This window comes from Pseudarthrobacter sp. NPDC055928 (assembly GCF_042270935.1).
Taxonomy (GTDB): domain Bacteria; phylum Actinomycetota; class Actinomycetes; order Actinomycetales; family Micrococcaceae; genus Arthrobacter.
In genome coordinates, this window is record NZ_JBHJZH010000002.1 from 357,791 (window position 1) to 376,023 (window position 18,233).

Consider the following 18,233-nt stretch of genomic DNA (forward strand, 5'->3'; position numbering starts at 1 on the left):
AGCGCGGCCAGGCCGGCGGGTTCAATCAGTTGCTCGCTGTGGGCGACGGCGTTGCGGTTCCTGTTGGCGTTGCCCCCTCGGTCGGGGTGGCCGCGGGAGTAGGCACCGCCTCAGGCACGATGACGGGAATCTTGGCTTCCGCGTCGACGGCCTTCTGCAGTGCTGCAGCGATCTTCTTCTGCTGTTCGCCGTAGGCGGCGAAATCACCTGCTGCGAGGGCTGCCTGGCCCGCCTGGATGGCGGCCCTTGCTTCCTCAAGTGCGGCCTTGAGCTCGGCCTTGGCATCCGCACCGGCCACGGGCGGGGTGCCGGGCGTCGGCGGAGTCTGGCCGTTGTTGTCGGAGTCCCCGGCGGAAGCACCGGAGTCCCCGCCGAACAACTGCTTGAGGGCCGCATCCAGGGTGGGCGCGAAGCCCACCTTGTCACCGAAGGCCACCAGCACCCGCTGCAGCGTCGGATAGGACGTTTCACCCGTGGACTTCAGGTAGACCGGCTGGACGTACAGGATTCCGCCGCCCACCGGCAGCGTCAGGAGGTTGCCGTTCAGCACATCCGAGGCACCCTGGCGGAGCAGGTTCAGGGCCTGGGACACGGTGGGATCCGAGTTGAACTTGTTCTGTGCCTGGCCGGGTCCCGGGACCTGGGTCTCCGGCGGGATCTGAAGCAGCCGCAGTTTGCCATAACTGTCAGCTCTTACGCCTGCCTGGTTGCCGGCGTCGGAATCCGCCGCGAGGAAGCCATAGAGGACGTTTCGTGCATTTCCATTAACGATCTGCGGGATGAACGACGACGTCAGCTGGAAGGCCGGCTTGTCCTGGTCAGGCATCTGCAGCGACATGTAGAACGGCGGCTGCTTGACGTCCGTGTCCACTGTGGGGTCGGCGGGGACGCTCCAGGCATCGTTCGTCTTGTAGAAGCTGGAGGGATCGGTCACGTGGTACTGGCCCAGAAGCTGACGCTGGACCTTGAAGAGGTCCTCCGGATAACGGACGTGGCTCATAACGTCGCCGGACATCTCCGAGTACGGTTTGAGCGACGTCGGGAAGACCTTCTGCCAGGACTTCAACAGTGGGTCCTGGTCATCCCAGGCGTACAGGGTGACTGAGCCGTCATACGCATCCACTGTCGCCTTGACGGAGTTCCGGATGTAGTTGACGGTGCTGTTGGGCAGCGCAACTGCGCGTCCGGAGGTGGTCTGGGTGTCGGCGGTGGCGTCTGAGAGCTGTTCCTGCTGCGAGTACGGGTAGTACTGGCTGGTGGTGTAACCATCCACGATCCACTTGACCCGGCCATCCACCACGGCAGGATATGAATTTCCATCAACCGTCAGATAGGGAGCGACCTTCTCCACCCGCTCACGCGGGCTGCGGTCGTAAAGGATCTGGGATTCCTCGTTGACACCGTCAGAGAGCAGCAGATCCGAGGACTGGAACTTGATGGAGTACAGCACCTTGTTGAAGAAGCTGCCCACATTTGGACCGCCATTGCCTTGGAACGTGTACTGCGTCTCTCCCTCACCTGACGGCCTGTCCTGTTCACGGTTCGGGAAGCCGTCCGGGGCCCCGACAATCGAGTACTCGGGTGAGCTTTCGCCGAAGTAGATGCGCGGTTCATACGTGGAATCGTCGCCGAGGACACCGGTGGACGGAATACCGGACTGAAGGAACTCAGGCTTGCCGTCAACGGTGAATTTGTTGCCCTTCGCCGCCACTACTCCGTAACCGTGCGTGTACACAATGTGCTGGTTGAGCCAGCTCTGCTGGTTCTCCGCCACGTTCTGGGGATTCAGTTCGCGGACCGCGATGACGGTGTCCTGGATCTTGCCGTCCACTTCATAGCGGTCGACGTTCAGGGCTTCGGGGAACTGGTAGTAAGGGCGGTACTGTTCCAGCTGCGAGAACGCGTCTGAAATCAGGTTCGGATCAAGGAGCCTGATATTGGCGGTGGTCTGCGCGTCCGGGGCGAGCGCTCCGGTAGTGGCGGTGTTGGTGGCGTCGTACCGGTCCACCTGGATCTTGTCCAGGCCGTAGGCGGCACGGGTCATCTGGATATTGCGCTCGATGTATTTCTTCTCCAGCGTCTCTTCCGAGGGGCGGACCTGGAACTGCTGGATCACCCAGGGGTAGACGCCGCCGGCAAGGATGGAGGTGATGATCAGCATGGCCGTGCCGATGACCGGCAGGCGCCACCGGCCGATGACCGCCGCGACGATGAAGAGGATAGCTACCAGGGCTGCCGCCACCGCAAGAATGGCCTTGGTGGGGATAACGGCACTGACGTCGGTGTAGAGGGCGCCTGCCCACCGTCCGCCGTTGCTCTGCAGCGCAGCGAACCTGTCCAGCCAGAAATTCGTGCCCAGCAGGAGCAGGAAGGCAGCGCCCGTAACGGCAAGGTGGATCTGCGCGGCGCGGCTGGTAAAGATGCCGCGCTCCATCAGGCGAATGCTGCCGTAGAGGTAGTGGGTGAGGATCCCGGCGATGCCGGCCACCACAACCACGCTGATGAGGAAGCCGGTGATGAATCCCAGGAACGGCAGGGTCATCAGGTAGAAGCTGAGGTCCATTCCGAACTCCGGATCAGCCTGGCCGAAGGGTTCCTGGTTGAAGAACAGCAGGACCTTCTGCCACTGGCTTGCCGCGGCGCTGCCGGCAAAAAGCCCGAAGAGGATGGGCAATCCGAGCATAACCACGCGGCGGACCGGCTCAAGCTGCGCCTGGTACCGGTTCAGGTTGTCCCTGATCTCGGAGTCCGGTGCGTAGACCGGCCGGGCGTGGTAGGCAATCCGGATCGCGAAAAAGACCGCGGCAAACATGATGGCGAAACCGGCGACAAAGATACCGATCCTGGCCACGTTCTCCGTCAGGAAGACTTCGAAGAAGCCAAGTTGCCGGTACCACAAAACGTCAGTCCACACATTGGCGAAGAAAATGAAACCTACCACCACGAGTGCGACAACAACGAGGGTTGGTGTCAGGGCACCTCGTCTTGAGGGCGGTCTTCCGGGCGGGATGGGGCTGGCAGGACGGGACAAACTCGGTACCTCATAGCTGGTCGTCAGATTAACATTCGAAGCGTGCGTGCGTGCGACGTCCGGTACCGGTCAAACCGAATGGCAACGTCCGTCATATCTGCCACGAGTGGCAGTAAAGCTTAGTTCCTGCCCCAGTCTAGTTGCTGGTACAGGCCGCAAGGCCGGACGTGTCCTGGCCCGAGGCGGCGAGCTCGACGGCGTCCCGCGCCTCGGCGAGGTTCGCCACCTTTACCACTTGCAGGCCGTCGGGAATATGGCCAACAACTTCATCGCAGTTGGCTGCGGGCGCGAGGAACAGGGTGGCTCCAGCAGCCCGGGCACCCTGCATCTTCTGTGCCACGCCGCCGATGGGTCCAACCTTGCCGTCCGGGGTGATCTCCCCGGTCCCGGCAACGTGCCGGCCACCCGTGAGGTCCCCGGGGGTCAGCTTGTCGATGATGCCCAGGGAGAACATCATCCCGGCGCTCGGGCCGCCGACGGTGTCCAGGGAGATTTTCACGTCAAAAGGAAAAGTAAATTTGAACTTGAGCATCACCCCGAGGATGTACCGGCCCTCGCCGTTGTCCATTGGTGTGATGGTCTCCGTGACCTGCTCCCCGTCCCTGTCCAGCACCACGGTGGCTGGTGCCCCCTTACCGGCGGCTAGTTCATCCTGGATGACGGAAAGCGCGGTTACGGCCTTCCCGTTGATTGACCGGAAAACGTCACCTGGCGCAATTTTCCCTTCTGAGGGAGAACCGTTGGATAGCCCCGCGGCCTGCAGCTCCTGGCCGAATGGGATCTCCAGTTCCTTGAGCGCCGACGCAACGGCGTTCTCCTGGGAAGTAGCCATGGCCACTGAACTCTGTTCGTCGGCCTGTTCCCTTGTAGTTCCCTTGGGATAAATCAGCTCTTCGGGATACACCGATTTGGAAGGGTCCAGCCAGGCCGCGAAGGCGCCCAGGATGCTGACTGGACCGTTGGGACCGCCTTCGACATAAACAGTGGTCAGGTCCAGGTTCCCGGCCGCTGGATAAGTCTCCCGCCCGGTGACTCCGATGACCGGCTCACCGCGGGCCTCGCCCAGCGTGTTGAAGGTGGGACCGGGTTTTTCGACGACGTACGGCACCGGAAGCGTTCCTACTGCAAGGCCGAGCCCCAAGGAAGCCACTCCCGAGACCATCATCAGGGAGACCTTCTTGCCGTGCCGTGGCCGACGGGCGGCAGGGTTATCGTAAGGCTCCAGGGGGCCGGGAGTTGCGCCGCCCACCGGCCAGGTATCCGGCCCCCTGTCCAAGGGTCCTGTGCCGGCGTCGGGCTCGGTTGTGCGGTCCTCAGGGGGATTGTCGCCACGCGTCGTAGTCACTCATCCAACATTACGCGTCCCGTCTGGCAGCAAGCTCTTTGCCTACAGCGAACGTCAGCACTGTCCGGCAGACAGCCGCCGCTGCCCGGGGTACCGTGAAGTTGATCAGCAGTCACACCGACGATCGGCGTAATCATGACTTCCAACCCACTCAATCCGTCCAACGGCGATGACGCCCCCAAGGATCCGTTGACGGAAATGCTGCAGAACCTCATGGGCGGCAAGGGCATGGAAAACATCGACCCCGCCGAACTCGCGAAGGCAGCGGGCCTTCCTGACGACCCCAACCTCCTGGCCCAGATGTTTTCCCAGGTCCAGGCCATGATGAGCGCGCCCTCCGAGGGCCCCGTCAACTGGCAGCTCGCCCACGAGAACGCCCGGCGGGTTGCAGCGAGCAGCGCTGACCCGTCCGTCACGTCACTGCAGTCCCGCGAGGTGGACGAGGCCCTGCGCCTCGCCGAACTGTGGCTGGATCCGGTCACGGACCTGCCCGCTACCGGCCTGATCGGCCGCGCCTGGTCCCGCGCGGAATGGGTGGAGGCAACCCTGGGAACGTGGAAGCGGCTGACGGAACCCGTCGCCAACAGCATCGCCAACGCCTTGTCCAGCGCCATGACCGAACAGATGCCCGAAGAGATGAAATCCATGATGGGCGGCGCCTCGTCCATGCTGCAGAACATGGGCGGTGCGATCTTCGGCATGCAGCTGGGGCAGGCCATCGGAGCGCTGTCAGCCGAAGTGGTGAGCTCCACGGACATCGGCGTTCCGCTGGCCGACCTGGAGATGGCTTTGCTTCCCGCCAACGTGGCCAAGTTCGGTGAGGGCCTTAGCCTGCCGGAGAACGACATCCGGCTGTTCCTGGCAGTCCGCGAAGCAGCCCACGCCCGCCTCTTTGTCCAGGTTCCCTGGCTGCGAGGCCACCTACTGGGTGCCATCGAGGCCTACGCCCGCGGCATCCACATCGACACATCCAGGATTGAAGAGCTGGCCCGGGATCTGGACCCAAGCAACCCGGAAGGCATCCAGGAGGCACTCTCCCAAGGCGTGTTCATGCCGCAACGGACGCCGGCCCAGGAGCAGGCACTGGAAAAGCTTGAAACTGCCCTCGCCCTTGTGGAGGGCTGGGTGGATGAACTCACCGCCGCAGCTACCGAGAAGCTCCTGCCCTCAGCGGGCGCGCTTCGTGAAACGGTCCGTCGGCGCCGCGCCACCGGCGGTCCCGCCGAGCACGCGTTCTCGTCCTTGGTGGGTCTTGAGCTGCGTCCGCGGCGGCTGCGCGAGGCCGCAACTCTGTGGGCGGCCCTCAAGAAGGAACGCGGGATCGAAGGGCGCGACGCCATCTGGCACCACCCCGACCTCCTGCCCACTGCCGAGGACCTCGACGATCCGCTGGGATTCAGCGGCCGTCGCAAGCTGGCCGAAGCCAGCGACAGTGAAGTGGACGATGCCCTGCAGAAGCTGCTCAATGGTGGCTTCGACACCGCACCCGAACAGGGCGGCGAGGACGCCGGACGTGGTACAGACACTGATTCCGGCGACGAAAGCAGCAAGGGCGACGACGCTGAGGGCCAGACTGAGGGCGGCGACCAGCCAAAGGGCTAGGAGCCTGCTCCCGGGCCGAACCTAGTCGGCGTCGCCCGGCAACAGGGCTGGCTGGCCTGGTGTGTCGCCCTCCACGTGGAACGCCCCGCCATCAGGACCAGCCGCAAGGCCGCGGGAGGTGGCGAACGAGACGCCCTCCAGGAATGCCTTGGCCCGCGCCGTTTCCGGATAAGCCTCCAGCAACTTCCAGAAGGCGGCATTGTGCCCGGCCACCAGAAGGTGGGCCAGTTCGTGCAGCAGCACGTAGTCGATCACCCACTGTGGCATCGCCCGGAGCTTGTCCGAGAGCCGGATGGTGCCTTCGGACGGCGTCGCTGACCCCCAACGGGAGTTCTGGTTGCTCACCCAGCGGACCGACGTCGGTATTGCCCGGCCGCCGAAGTAGCGGGCGGACAGGTCCGCGGCGTGGGCCGCAAGCCCGGCATCCGTGGCAGGTTGGTGCCGGCGTTTTTGCGCACGGCGGGCGCCCTGGCGGTGCAGCTTCTCCAGCATGCGATGCACCCACTCGGATTCCTGGGCAGCCGTGAAACGGGCCGGTATTGCCACCACAGCTGTGCCGTTCTCCCAGAATGCCGCGACGGTCCGGGTGCGCCGCGCTGACCGCCGGACTTCCACGGGCGCTCCGTCCGCCGTGGTCAGCTGCGGTCCCTTCCGATGTTTCGACGGCGGGGTCACAGTGTGGTGCTTTCGACGAGGACCTTCAGCACGTCCTCACCGTAGCGTTCAAGTTTGGACGGGCCGACGCCGGCGAGCGAGGCCAGTTCCTCCAGCGACGACGGCCGGGCTTCGGCAATGGCGGTCAGGGTGGCGTCGGTGAACACCACAAAAGCCGGGACTTCTGCAGACAGTGCAACTTCCTTGCGCCAGTGCCGGAGGGCGTCGAAGGTCTGTTCCGAGTAGCTGGGCGGGCAGTCGTTGCAGCGCCCCACCTTGCGTTCGGCGCCACTTGCCAGCATGCTGCCGCAGACCCGGCACGTGGCAGGCTTGGCAGCTTTCCGGCTGGGCGCAGGTCCCTTGCCCCGGGCGGTGGAACTGGCCACGGAATCCGGCCGAAGACCGTCAAGGAAACGGGACGGCTTCCGGTTTGCCCTGCCGCCGGGTGTCCGCGCCGTGGACCAGGACAGGAAGAGGTGCTCACGGGCACGGGTGATTCCGACGTAAAGGAGCCGCCGTTCCTCATCCACCGCTTCGGGGGTGTCCGCAAAGGAGATCGGCATCAGCCCTTCGCAAAGGCCAACAAGGAACACGGCGTCCCACTCCAGGCCTTTGGCCGCGTGCAGCGAGGCCAGTGTGACGCCCTGAACGGTGGGGGCATGCTGTGCAAGTGAGCGTTCCTGGAGTTCATTGACGAAATCCGCGAGGCTGAATTGGTCTCCCCGTACCTGGACCAGTTCGTCGGCAAGGGCAACCAGTGCCGCCAATGACTCCCAGCGTTCCCGCAGAGCACCACCGTTGTGCGGCGGGGAGTCGGTATAACCCAGGGAGGCCACGATGTCCCGTACCAATTGCCCCAACGGTTCCGGGGCGCCAGTTTCCGCCACAGCCCTGGTTGCAGCCCGCAGCTGGAGGATGGCGTCCCTGACTTCCTTGCGGGCGAAAAAGCGTTCACCGCCGCGCAGCTGATAACCAATGCCCGCGGCAGCCAGTGCCTGCTCGTAAGCTTCGGACTGGCCGTTCGTGCGGAAGAGGACAGCTACCTGGCTTGCCGGCGTGCCGGCGTCGAGCAGTGCCTGCACCTTGAGCGCCACCGTGGCCGCTTCTGCCTCGTCATCGGAGCACTCCGTGAACTGGGGAACCGGGCCCGCCGGACGCTGGGCCACCAGTTGCAGCGGCGCGGCCCACGCTGCGTCCGCCACGGGTCCGCCGCTTCGGCGCCCCGCGAGGAGGTCGTTTGCAAGTTTGACCACCTGCGGCGTGGAACGGTAGTCCCGGATCAGTTTGACCACGTTGGCCTCCGGATACCTTGCCTTGAAACCCAGCAGGTGTTTCGGGGACGCGCCAGTGAACGAGTAGATGGTCTGGCTCGCGTCACCCACAACGCAGAGTTCGTCGCGGCCGCCAAGCCACAGCTCAAGGAGTCGCTGCTGGAGCGGGGAAACGTCCTGGTACTCGTCGACCACGAAGTGGCGGTACTGTTCGCGAACCGTGGCGGCCACTTTCTGGTCCTCCTGCAGGATGCCCACGGTGATCAGCAGGACATCCTCGAAGTCGATGACGTTGCGGTCGGTTTTGACGTCCTCGTAGGACTGGAAGACCCGGGCCACGGCGGTGAGGTCGAACCCGCCGGGAGTACCCCGGTCCTGGGCGTTCTCCAGGTAGTTGGCGGGGGTGAGCATGGAAACTTTCGCCCACTCGATTTCCGAGGCGAGGTCCCGGATCGAAGCCCTGTCCGTGCTGAGGCGCAGGCGGCGGGCGGCCTCGGCGATCATCTGGGCTTTGTGGTCCAGGAGATTGGGGAGGGTGCCGCCAACAGCCTGGGGCCAGAAAAATTGCAGTTGCCGGAGTGCGGCCGCGTGGAAAGTCCGGGCCTGGACATTGCCCACGCCGAGGTCCCGCAGCCTGCTTCGCATTTCGGCGGCGGCGCGGGCGGTGAAGGTCACTGCCAGGAGACGTTGCGGGCTGTAAACCCCGGAGTGCACGCCATAGGCGATGCGGTGGGTGATGGCCCGCGTCTTTCCGGTACCGGCGCCGGCCAGCACACATAGCGGGCCGTTGAGTGTGCTCGCAACTTCCCGCTGTTCGGCGTCCAGGCCACCCAGGATGCGGTCCTCAAGGGACGCTGAACTGTCCACTGCACTGTCAAAATTCTCTGTAGTCACTCTGCTGCTCTGTTGTCTCGACTACCTGATGCTGGAGTCTGGTCGGTGGATTCTGCCCGGCGTTCAGGCGTCGGCGCGGTCCAGGATTCGTCCGCCGTACCAGTGCTCAATCAGCGAACGGGCAATGGACAGGCGGCTGGAGATGGTGATCTCCCCGGTAAGCACTGCTTGCTGGAGTTCCTCCCGGCTGAACCAGCGCGCCCTGGTGACTTCCACGCCGTCGGGCGTTGCCTCGGCATCCGCGGTGATAGCCGTAAATCCAAGCATAAGGGAGGCTGGGAACGGCCAGGGCTGGGAACCCAGGTACTGGCAAGCGGAAACCCTGACACCGACTTCCTCATGGATTTCCCTGACCACGGCCTGCTCGAGTGACTCCCCAGGTTCAACGAACCCGGCGAGGGTTGAGTAGTTCCTGGCGTCCAGCGGGCCGCCGCCACCCAGCAGCAGCCTCCCGTCCGGGCCTACAACGGTGACGATGATGGCCGGATCCGTCCGCGGGTAGTGTTCGGAGTTATCTTGCGGGCAGCGGCGCATCCATCCCCCGGACTCCACCACCGTGGGAGCGCCGCACCGCGGACAGTGCGTGTGTCCGGAGTGCCAGTTGGCGATGGCGCTTGCTTCGACGAACAGGGCCGTGTCCGTGGGATTTAGTTCGGCAGCAATGTCCCGGAAGCCCACCCAATAGGCATTGGCGGGGATTCCCGCCGTGCCCGGTGCTGCGGCCTTTTCCAGCACCACAAGGAGAAGTTCGGTCCCTTCCGGCAGGTCTGAACCGTCCAGGGCGGCGCCCAGATAGATGACATGCTCCGGCGCGGATCCAAGGTGTTCAAGGTTCTTTACCAGCGGGAAGGCGGGAGCCAGGTACAGGCTGTTTCCGGTCACGAGGGCCTGCCGACCCGACAGAACCACCGCCATGGTGCCGTCTCGGCCAAGCAGCTCATCCACCATGCCCGGGCGGGTCCGGGCTGCAGAGCCCCGATCCATCATCGCTGGACGGACGGGAAGCACGGTATCGAACAGGTGGTTGGCGGGCAACCGGACTGCCGGTGTCCGGTAGGCCGGTGTAGCGGACTCCGCATGACTCATGAGTCCACCGTACTGACTCGGGCCGACAATTGATATTTAGGGAGGCCAGGGTCAGGTGCCGTGGCTACAGGCAGAGATTTGACGCATATCTGGAGACTCGCCGCTGGCGCACCGTTGTCTTGGACGCGTGTCAATCTACCGTGGAACGGTGAGAAGAAAACCGATCGAACTGGCAGCCGTGGCAACAGCGGCAGTCCCCGGGCTGACTCCAACTGCGGTCAGTTCCGCTCCGGATGATGCCGCCGACTTCGACACCGCGCTGCTCCTCGATTCGGAAGGAAAGCGCTGGAGGGTCAGGTCGCCGCGGCACGCTGAAGCCAGCGCCCGGCTGGAGACGGAGTTCCTGGTCCTGCGCGCGTTCGCCCCGGGCATCCGGGCCGAGTTGCCCTTTCTCATGCCCACGGTTGCCGGTAGCGTGCGCTTGGGCGCCCTCAGCACTTTCGTATACTCCCACTTGGCCGGTTCCACCCGGAGCGTGGAGGAACTTACAGCCGGCCCCGAGCAACTCGCGCGTGAAATCGGCGTGGCACTGGCCGCGATCCACGACCTGCCCCATGCGCTGGTCAGCAATGCGGACCTGCCCAGCTACACACCCAACGAATTCCGCCAGCGCAGGCTGAACGAACTGGACCAGGCCGCAACCACAGGCAAGATCCCGCCGTCCCTCCTGCGCCGTTGGGAGCACGCGCTCGAAGATGTATCCCTGTGGCGTTTCAACCCCTGTGTGGTCCACGGCGACCTGCACGAAGATAACCTCCTGGTGGAGGGCCACCGGGTAACAGCCGTCACCGGGTGGACAGACCTGCGGATCGGTGATCCCGCCGATGACTTCGCCTGGCTGGTGGCCTCCAACGAACAGGACTTCGTGGACACTGTCCTGAGCTGCTATACCGAAAGCCGCCGGGACGCCCCGGACAAGCACCTGCTGCGAAGGGCCGCGCTATCCGCCGAGTTCGCCCTGGCGCAGTACCTCGTCAAAGGCATCGCGGCTGGCGATGAGGCGATGATTTCCGAAGCGGAGGGCATGCTGGAAACCCTCGCCAGCGATATTGCCGAGCACGGCGGGCAGGCCATCAGCGTTGAGCCGCTCCCCTCCCCCGCAGCTCCGGCGGCCACCGCTGCCGCCGGGACAGTTACAGCCAGGACGGACACGGCCGACGGCGGCTCCGGGGACAGTGCCGCGGCTCCCGGCAGGGCACAGGGCCCGGCAGCCGGACACCCCGTGGTCGCCGGTGTAACGCCTGGGATCGTTCAGCCCGTGACGGTGCTCCCGATTCCCACCCCGGTCTTGCCTGCCGTCCAGGTGTCGCCGATCCCGGACGACGAACCCGAGCAGGGCGAACCCGCGCAGGACGAACCCGCGCAGGACGAGGAGCCTACCCCGGCTGAACCACCGGCAAAGGTGCCGTCGGCAGACGACACCTCCACGGCGGCCATCACCGTCATCGACGTCAAGAAGCCGTGACGGAGTAGGACTCCGACACCATCGCCTCCAACTCTGCGGCCGACGCGAGATCGTGCGGGCGGACCACCTGGTTGTCGGCCACGTAGAAGAACGCTGCCCGTACCTCGTCCACCGCGATGCCCTTCAGCCTTGCCCAGGCAAGACGGTAGGCCGCAAGCTGGACCGACCTGGCTTTGAGGTGGGCGGCGGCTGGACGGCGGCCTGTCTTCCAGTCCACTAGGTCCCACCGGCCGTCCGCGTCACGGAAAACAGCGTCAATCCGGCCGCGGACCACCACGTCCCCCACGCGGGTCTCCACAGGCACTTCAACAAATGCCGGGGAACGGTTGGCCCATTCCGACGCCCGGAAGGTAGCCACCATGTCGTCGAGGTCGTAGGCCGCATCAATGTGGTCGTCCGGTCCCGGTGCATCGCCGAGGTCGAGCATTCCGGCGCTACCGAAGTATTCCTCCACCCAGGAATGGAAGGCGGTACCTTTCCGCGCGGACATGCCCGGTTCCCGGGGAACGGGCCTCCGAAGGCGTTTCAGCACAGCCGCCGGATCTTCGCCAAGGTCAACGAGCGTGGATGCCGAAATGTGGCTGGGCAGGTGCACATCCTGCCCGCGTGCCCGGCTGGAACGCCGTTCCAGGAGCAGCGATGCTTCAGCATCCCACCCTGAGGCGGGGACGCGCAGCCCGCGGCCGTCCCGAGCTGGGCCCGTGTCCGTAGCCGGGACCGTGTCCGTGGTTGGGCCGTCCAGGGCGGCGAGCAACCGCGCGGCGGCCAGTTCCATCGCTGCACGCCGGCCGGGAACGAGGCGAAGGCGTTGCCCAGTCCTGGGGTCCACCGGACCTTCCAGTGGGTCGTAGGGCCACTGCGCCATTTCTGTTTCCAGAGTCAGCGGACTCTTCTCGGGAAGGGAGGCCTCGTCCACCGAGGCAGGGTGGACCACCGCAGCGCCCGTATCTCTGCCCGCCCCGGACCGAACTGCCAGCGGCTCAAGTTCAGCCAGGAACGGGGACATCTCGGACCGGCCTGCCCGCGAACCAACCCAGGCGGCACTGGACACCCACAGGACATGCTTGGCTCGGGTATACGCCACGTAGGCAAGGCGCCGTTCCTCCGACTCGCCGTGGGCCTGTACGGCGGACTTGAATTCCTTCTCCGCGTCCAGCCATCCCTTCTGGTCAGGCTGGTCAAGGTCCCACTGGGGCAGATCCGCACGGTCACCCCGCAATGGCCAGGGCAGGGCCGCGGCCCCGCTGCTCCACCGCGAATCGCGGCTGCTGGGGAAGGCGCCAGCGTTGAGGCCGGGCACAAAAACCACGTCCCATTCCAGCCCCTTGGACGCGTGGACCGTGAGGAGCTGCACGGCTTCGCGGTTGACGTCCGCGGCTGGCGCGTCAAGTCCGTTCTCCTCGGCGGCGGCAGCCTCCAGCCATGCCAGGAAAGCCAGGATGTCCACCCGCTGCGACGTTCTCAGGAACCCGGCCGCAGCGTCTTGGAAGGCGTCAAGGTTGCGACGGGCCTGATGGATGGTGATACCTGGGCGCGCGGCCACCTCAATGTCCAGCAGCATGGCCCGTTCCACTTCTCCAAGAAGGGTGGTCAAGTCATCGCCAAGGTAACCGCGCAGTTGCCTCAATTCCACCGACAGCCGGCCGAGCCTCTCCCTCGCTTCCGCGCTCAGGGATCTTCCGTGTGAGGATGTCCAGCCGTCGCGCGGAAGCCAGTCCAGGGCCTCTACGAGGCTGGAACCATCCGTCAGATCGCTCTCCACCACCGGCCCGTCGTCGTCCGCTGTGCCGGCGTCCGCGGTTCCAGCTTCCGCTTCACGCGCTGCGGCGGACTGCCCGCGCCTGCGTGCCAGCTGGCTCGACCAGTCGCGGAATGCCATCAGGTCTGCGGGGCCGATCCGCCACCGGGCGCCGGCGAGGAGCCGCATCAGGGAATCGGACCGTCCTGGATCGGCCAGCACTCTCAGGGTTGAGACGAGGTCCACAATTTCCGGGGTGTCCAGCAAGCCGCCCAGTCCTACGATCTCGTAGGGGATTCCGCGGGCCTCCAACTGCCGGCTGATGGTTTCCATCTGGGCGCGGCGACGGCACAGCACTGCGAGCGCAGGAGGCACGGGGGTGCCATCAGGCTTGAGTTCAAAGTCGGTGAGCCGGTACTTCAGTACGTCTTCGGCAAGGGCTGAGGCTTCCTCGACGTCGGTCCCGAACCGTCCAAGCACCACGCGTCCGTCCATGGCGTACGGGCTCGGCTGGAGCGGCGGGACGTTCGCGGTGGGTACCCCGTGGGCGCGGGGCCCTGGGGTGCCGGCCGGTTCCCTCTGCGCGGCCGCCCTGCCCAAGGACTCCGACATCACGTTGGCTGCCTTGAGGATGGACCGGCCGTTGCGCCAGGCCGTGGTCAGGAAGGAGGTAGGGGCTGGTTTGAAGTTTTCGTCTTGTTGCGGGCCGGGCAGGCGGACGGGGAATTCCCGGACGAAGTGGAATAACTGCCCTGCGGAGGCGCCTCGAAAACCGTAGATGGACTGGTTGGGGTCCCCCACGGCCGTGACGGCGTGCCCGCCGCCGAAGAGCCGCGAGAAGAGGACCAGCTGGGCGTACGAGGTGTCCTGGAATTCATCCAGGAGCACTACCTTGTAGCGCTGGCGCTCCATCTCGACAGCCAGCGGGACCTCCCGGGACACGCGTGCGGCGAGGGCTACCAAATCACCGAAATCGAGAGCACCGCGGGCACGCTTGGCCGCTGAATAACGGCCCACCATGTCGGCGACGCTGGCCCTGGTCCTCAGCATGGCGGCCAGGTCCGTTGCGGCCTGGGTCGGATTCTTCTTTCCGTCAGCGACGTACGGCAGGCTCTCGAACTCTGCGATCCGTGCCATCAGCCAAGCCTCGACGTCCGCGGGTTCCTGGAGGTGTTCCGCGCATTCGCCGGCAAGCTGGATGACCGCCTTCACTAACGTGGACTTCGCCGCGCTGAAGTGGCGGTACTCGCCATCGAAGGCTTCGACCACCTCGCTGGCGAGCTGCCAGGCCTGGGCGCCACCCAGCAGCACGACGTCGCGTTCCACTCCCAGCCTGAGCCCGTAGTCGGACACGATGCCGCTGGCAAAGGAGTGATACGTGGATACTTTTGGCTCAAGTGCGTCGCTGCTGAGCAGGCCTTCGGGGAACACTGCGTTTCCCGTGTCCTCTGCAGCGATGCGCTGCAGAACCGCCAGCTTGGCCCGGATCCGGGTGGCGAGTTCACCGGCAGCCTTCCGGGTGAACGTGACCCCGAGGACTTCCTCCGGCCTGACCCATCCATTGGCTACCAGCCAGACCACGCGGTCAGCCATTGTGGCTGTTTTGCCCGATCCTGCCCCGGCGATAACCAATCGCGGCGTCAGCGGCGAGGAAATGATCGCGGCTTGTTCTGCTGTAGGTGAGTTTTTTTCACCCATGAGGCGGGACAGCTGTTCGGGACTGAACCGGGGTTCGGGAAGGCCAGTTGCCTGGGTCATTCTGTTACCTGCTTTCCACGGACGCAGAGGGGGCAGACTTCGGGAAGCCTGCAGCCGTGACCGCCGTGCCCGCCCTTTGCGGGGTCGTGCCGGGCTTCGAAGACGCTGCCCGCCATCACTGCCGCCGCGCCGTTCACCATGTCAAGGGCCCAATTGTCCCGGGGGTCGAGCGATTCCTGCTGCTGGACTCCGGGACCCTTGGTTCCCGTCCCCAACTGGGCCAGCACGGCACCGCCGGGCATGGCTTGTCCGGGTACGCCGGAAGCATCGTCGAATCCGCCCGCAAGGACGGCGGCCTGGTAGGCCCCAAGCTGGGGATGCCGGGAAAGTTCGGTCTTGCCGGGCTGCCTTTTTCCGGTCTTCAGGTCCACGACCACGAGTCTTCCTTCGGAGTCGATCTCGAGCCGGTCAACCTGGCCGCGAAGGACGGCTGACCGGGCTTGGTCCTCCGACGACGCGGCTTGGCTGTCGTCGCCGGCTGGCCCCGGTTCCAGGGGATAGTCGCTGGCCATGCTCCCTACCGGGATCACATCCGGGAGCTGAACCGCAAAGTCCTGTTCCACTCCCAACAGGCTGCGCCCTTCACTTCGCATCACCAGCACGTACTGGGCGAGTTTGCGGACCATGGCCTCGGCACGCTGGAAATCGAGCCGGCCTTCCCAGTTGTCCTTCATCCCAAGCGCGGGCCATCGCCGGACAAGCTCGGTGACGTATTCGCTGCCGGAGGCGTCCGGCAGGTCTTGCGCAATGGCATGGACCAGAGTGCCTAGGCTTCGGGCAAAATCAGTCGCGGCCTCGCCTCCGGCCGCCTGCACAAACCAATCCAGTGGGGACTTCTGGACGGCTTCCACCTTCGACGGCGAAACATAGACCGTTCCACCGGGCGGCACGACTGATTCCGTCGTGGTCAGGGGAGCCAGGCCCCACCAGGTGTCCGGATGGGCGCCGGGAACGGCTGGGTTGGCCGCCGCCAGGCGGGCAAGGACCCTGACCGCCTCCGCGGCTTCCGGAGCGTACGCGCCGTCCAGCTGGGCGTACTGCCGGAGCTCCGCGACGAGGGCTCGGAGCGTCATAGGCCGTTCCACCGGTGTGAAGCCGCGGCCCTCCTGGCCGGGGCTCAGCGGCGCCACGTAGTCGAGGAACGAGGAGGGCTGGTCGTCCTCGGACGAGACGGCCGTGCAGATCAGGAGGTCCTGCGCCCTGGAGATGGCCGTTGAGAAGCTTCTGAGTTCGTCATACCGGATGTCCCGCAGCCGGCTCAGCGGGTCAAGCTGCAGCGCGTATTCCACGCCATGCTCCACGGCGTCGGCATAAAGGGTGCTGCCCAGGAGCTCTCCACGGAGCCTGGTATTGGGCCACACGCCTTCCTGGAGCCCTGCAATGATTACCACGGGCCATTCCCTGCCTGCAGCGCTGGCGGGGGTCATCAGTTCGACGGCGTCATCCACTTGGGCCCTTGCTGCCAGGGTGTCCATGGGCAGTTCCTGGTTCAGGAGGTACTCCAGGAACTGTTCCGGACCCGCACCGGGCATCTGGTCCACGTAGCGCTCCGCAGTATGGAAGAGCGCCATCATGGCGTCAAGGTCCCGGTCGGCGCGGGCGCCGTGGGGACCGCCGGTGAGCGCAGTTTCTGTCCACGCGTTCGCCAGCCCGGTGGAGTGCCACAGAGCCCAGAGCACGGACTCCGCGTTGGCTCCCGGTTGGCTGATGGCAGTACGTCCGGCCTGGATCATGCGCGCCGTTCGGCGCGCCGCCCTGCCTTCCATCCCCAACGTGGCCAGGGCGCCGGGTTCCAGCAGCGCTTCGACCAGCAGGGCGTCGCTGGTACGGCCGCCGCCGCCCTCGAGTTCTTCACGCCGCAACGACTGCCTCAACCTGCGCAATTCAATCGATGTTGCTCCGCCGATCCGCGAGGTGAGCAGTGAAACAGCCGATTCAGGGGTCAGCAGGTCAGGATCCAGGGCGATCGCATAGGCGTCCAGAAGCGGGCGTACGGCAACTTCGTCACGCACGGCGGACTCCGCTACGGGAACCCGGACGGGGATCCCCTGCCCTGAAAGGTAGCGCTGAAGCTCGCTGAGCTGGCCTCCGTTCCGGACAATGACGGCGATTTCGGCGAGGTCACGGCCGTGGTTAATGTGCTGGTCCAGGATCCGCTGGGCGACATAGCGCAGTTCATGGACCGGTGAAGGCACGAGGTGGGCTTCGACGGCACCCTGCCTGGGGGGTCGGCTTCCGGGATCCCGCTGCTCCAGCCGACGGGCCAGCCGGCCGCCTGCGCGCTGTGAGATCCGGCCGGCAACCCCGAGCCATGCCTCCGCGACGGCGGGCGCGTGCCGGTGCGTGTGCCACAGCGGCCGTTCCAAGGTGTTTTTGCCGCCGGAGAGCAGCCGGGGAAGTTCGGCCACGAGATCGGGCCTGGCTCCACGGAATCCCTGCACAACGGTGTCCGGGGAAGAGGTCACAAAGCAGTCTTTGCCGGCCGCGATGTCGGCGAGCAGCTCAAAAACGGCCGGGTTAGCTTCCTGGATATCGTCCACCAGCAGCAACTGCAGACGTTCGCGTTCAGCGGCGAGGAAGTCAGGCGCATCCTGGAAGATTTGCCGGGCAGCGGTGATGATTCCAGCGGGGTCGAAGGCCTCAGGCATACGGAGGTCCAGGACGTCCCGGTATTCGGCATAAAGCGCCGCGGCGGCGGTCCAGTCCTCCCTTCCGCATCGGCGGCCAAGGTCTTCCAGGTCTTCGGCTGTCCTGCCCGATTCGATGATCCGGTCAAAGAGCTGGCGGACTTCGTGACGGAATCCCCTGGTCTCCAGCGCAGCGCCCAGGTCCGCCGGCCACGGCAGTTGCAGCCCTGGAAGGGCGTGCCCTTCCAGAAGCTCCTTGATGATGAGGTCCTGCTCCGGTCCGGACAGGAGGCGCGGCGGCCGCGGGAGCGGCAGGATGCCCTCCGCTTTGGCCCGGCGGATCAGATCGAAGGCATAGGAGGCCCAGGTCCTGGCCGGCGTTGTGCTCAGGCTCCGATCCAGCCTGGCGGTGAAGCGGTCACGAAGTGAGTCTGCCGCCAGCCGGCCCGGCGCTAGGATCAGGATCCGTTCAGGGTCCACGCCTTCGTGGAGGGCCCGGCGGACGGCCGCCTCGATCAGGACAGTGGACTTGCCGGTCCCTGGCGCTCCTGGAACCAGGACCGGCCCGGAGCCGTGCGGGACCTCCACGGCGGCCTGCTGGTCGGCTGTAAGCAGAGGGATGGAGCCCTGCAGCCGGCGGGGCGGAAGCAGCCGGAGGCCGGTCCCGTTCTCACGCTGGCCCGGTGCGCCGGCCAGGTCCGCTGCAGGATGTTCGGCGTCGACGTAGTCGACAGGGGGGTCGGGCAGGAGGTCCGTCTGCAG

At 65.6% G+C, this 18,233-nt stretch carries 9 protein-coding genes; 2 read left to right on the top strand and 7 right to left on the bottom strand.

The window, feature by feature from the left end; translation table 11 throughout:
* Nucleotides 1–25: 25 nt before the first annotated feature.
* Both ACFC25_RS04885 and ACFC25_RS04890 read right to left on the bottom strand, forming a co-directional pair.
* The gene (locus tag ACFC25_RS04885) at nt 26–3,010 is read right to left on the bottom strand and encodes a UPF0182 family protein (RefSeq protein WP_337351035.1); all 2,985 of its coding nucleotides are present in this window, start codon (nt 3,008–3,010) and stop codon (nt 26–28) included.
* 157 nt (nt 3,011–3,167) lie between these two features.
* The gene (locus ACFC25_RS04890; RefSeq protein ID WP_376044321.1) at nt 3,168–4,376 is read right to left on the bottom strand and encodes a PDZ domain-containing protein; all 1,209 of its coding nucleotides are present in this window, start codon (nt 4,374–4,376) and stop codon (nt 3,168–3,170) included.
* Between the two features lie 135 nt (nt 4,377–4,511).
* Here ACFC25_RS04890 and ACFC25_RS04895 point away from each other — a divergent pair, with 135 nt between their 5' ends.
* Entirely contained in the window at nt 4,512–5,978 is a 1,467-nt protein-coding gene (locus tag ACFC25_RS04895; protein ID WP_337345735.1) for a zinc-dependent metalloprotease, read from the top strand.
* Between the two features lie 21 nt (nt 5,979–5,999).
* Here the strand turns inward: ACFC25_RS04895 and ACFC25_RS04900 are convergent, their stop codons facing one another.
* From ACFC25_RS04900 to nudC, 3 genes are all read right to left on the bottom strand, one after another.
* Nucleotides 6,000–6,653, bottom strand: a complete 654-nt coding sequence (locus ACFC25_RS04900; protein ID WP_376044322.1) for a YgjP-like metallopeptidase domain-containing protein — start codon at nt 6,651–6,653, stop codon at nt 6,000–6,002.
* Nucleotides 6,650–8,797, bottom strand: coding sequence for an ATP-dependent DNA helicase UvrD2 (locus ACFC25_RS04905; RefSeq protein ID WP_376044323.1), 2,148 nt, complete (start codon nt 8,795–8,797; stop codon nt 6,650–6,652). The genes ACFC25_RS04900 and ACFC25_RS04905 overlap by 4 nt, the downstream gene beginning before the upstream one ends.
* Nucleotides 8,798–8,860: 63 nt before the next feature.
* Nucleotides 8,861–9,883 (bottom strand): NAD(+) diphosphatase, encoded by a 1,023-nt coding sequence (gene nudC / locus ACFC25_RS04910; RefSeq protein WP_376044324.1) that lies wholly within the window; start codon nt 9,881–9,883, stop codon nt 8,861–8,863.
* Nucleotides 9,884–10,031: 148 nt separating this feature from the next.
* Between nudC and ACFC25_RS04915 the strand changes: the two genes are divergently transcribed.
* Nucleotides 10,032–11,348 carry a phosphotransferase gene (locus ACFC25_RS04915; protein ID WP_376044325.1) on the top strand — a complete coding sequence of 439 codons (1,317 nt, stop codon included), beginning with the start codon at nt 10,032–10,034 and terminating at the stop codon, nt 11,346–11,348.
* Here the strand turns inward: ACFC25_RS04915 and ACFC25_RS04920 are convergent.
* Both ACFC25_RS04920 and ACFC25_RS04925 read right to left on the bottom strand, forming a co-directional pair.
* Nucleotides 11,335–14,844, bottom strand: coding sequence for an ATP-dependent helicase (locus ACFC25_RS04920; protein WP_376044326.1), 3,510 nt, complete (start codon nt 14,842–14,844; stop codon nt 11,335–11,337). The genes ACFC25_RS04915 and ACFC25_RS04920 overlap by 14 nt on opposite strands.
* Complete coding sequence (locus ACFC25_RS04925; RefSeq protein WP_376044363.1) at nt 14,841–18,167, bottom strand: ATP-dependent helicase; 3,327 nt, start codon at nt 18,165–18,167, stop codon at nt 14,841–14,843. The genes ACFC25_RS04920 and ACFC25_RS04925 overlap by 4 nt, the downstream gene beginning before the upstream one ends.
* Between the last annotated feature and the right edge of the window lie 66 nt (nt 18,168–18,233).

Bases quoted from the DNA above. Each gene is read 5' to 3' on its own strand.
- ACFC25_RS04895 (WP_337345735.1), top strand. From the start codon at position 4,512: ATGACTTCCAACCCACTCAATCCGTCCAACGGCGATGACGCCCCCAAG.
- nudC (WP_376044324.1), bottom strand. From the start codon at position 9,883: ATGAGTCATGCGGAGTCCGCTACACCGGCCTACCGGACACCGGCAGTC.
- ACFC25_RS04920 (WP_376044326.1), bottom strand. From the start codon at position 14,844: ATGACCCAGGCAACTGGCCTTCCCGAACCCCGGTTCAGTCCCGAACAG.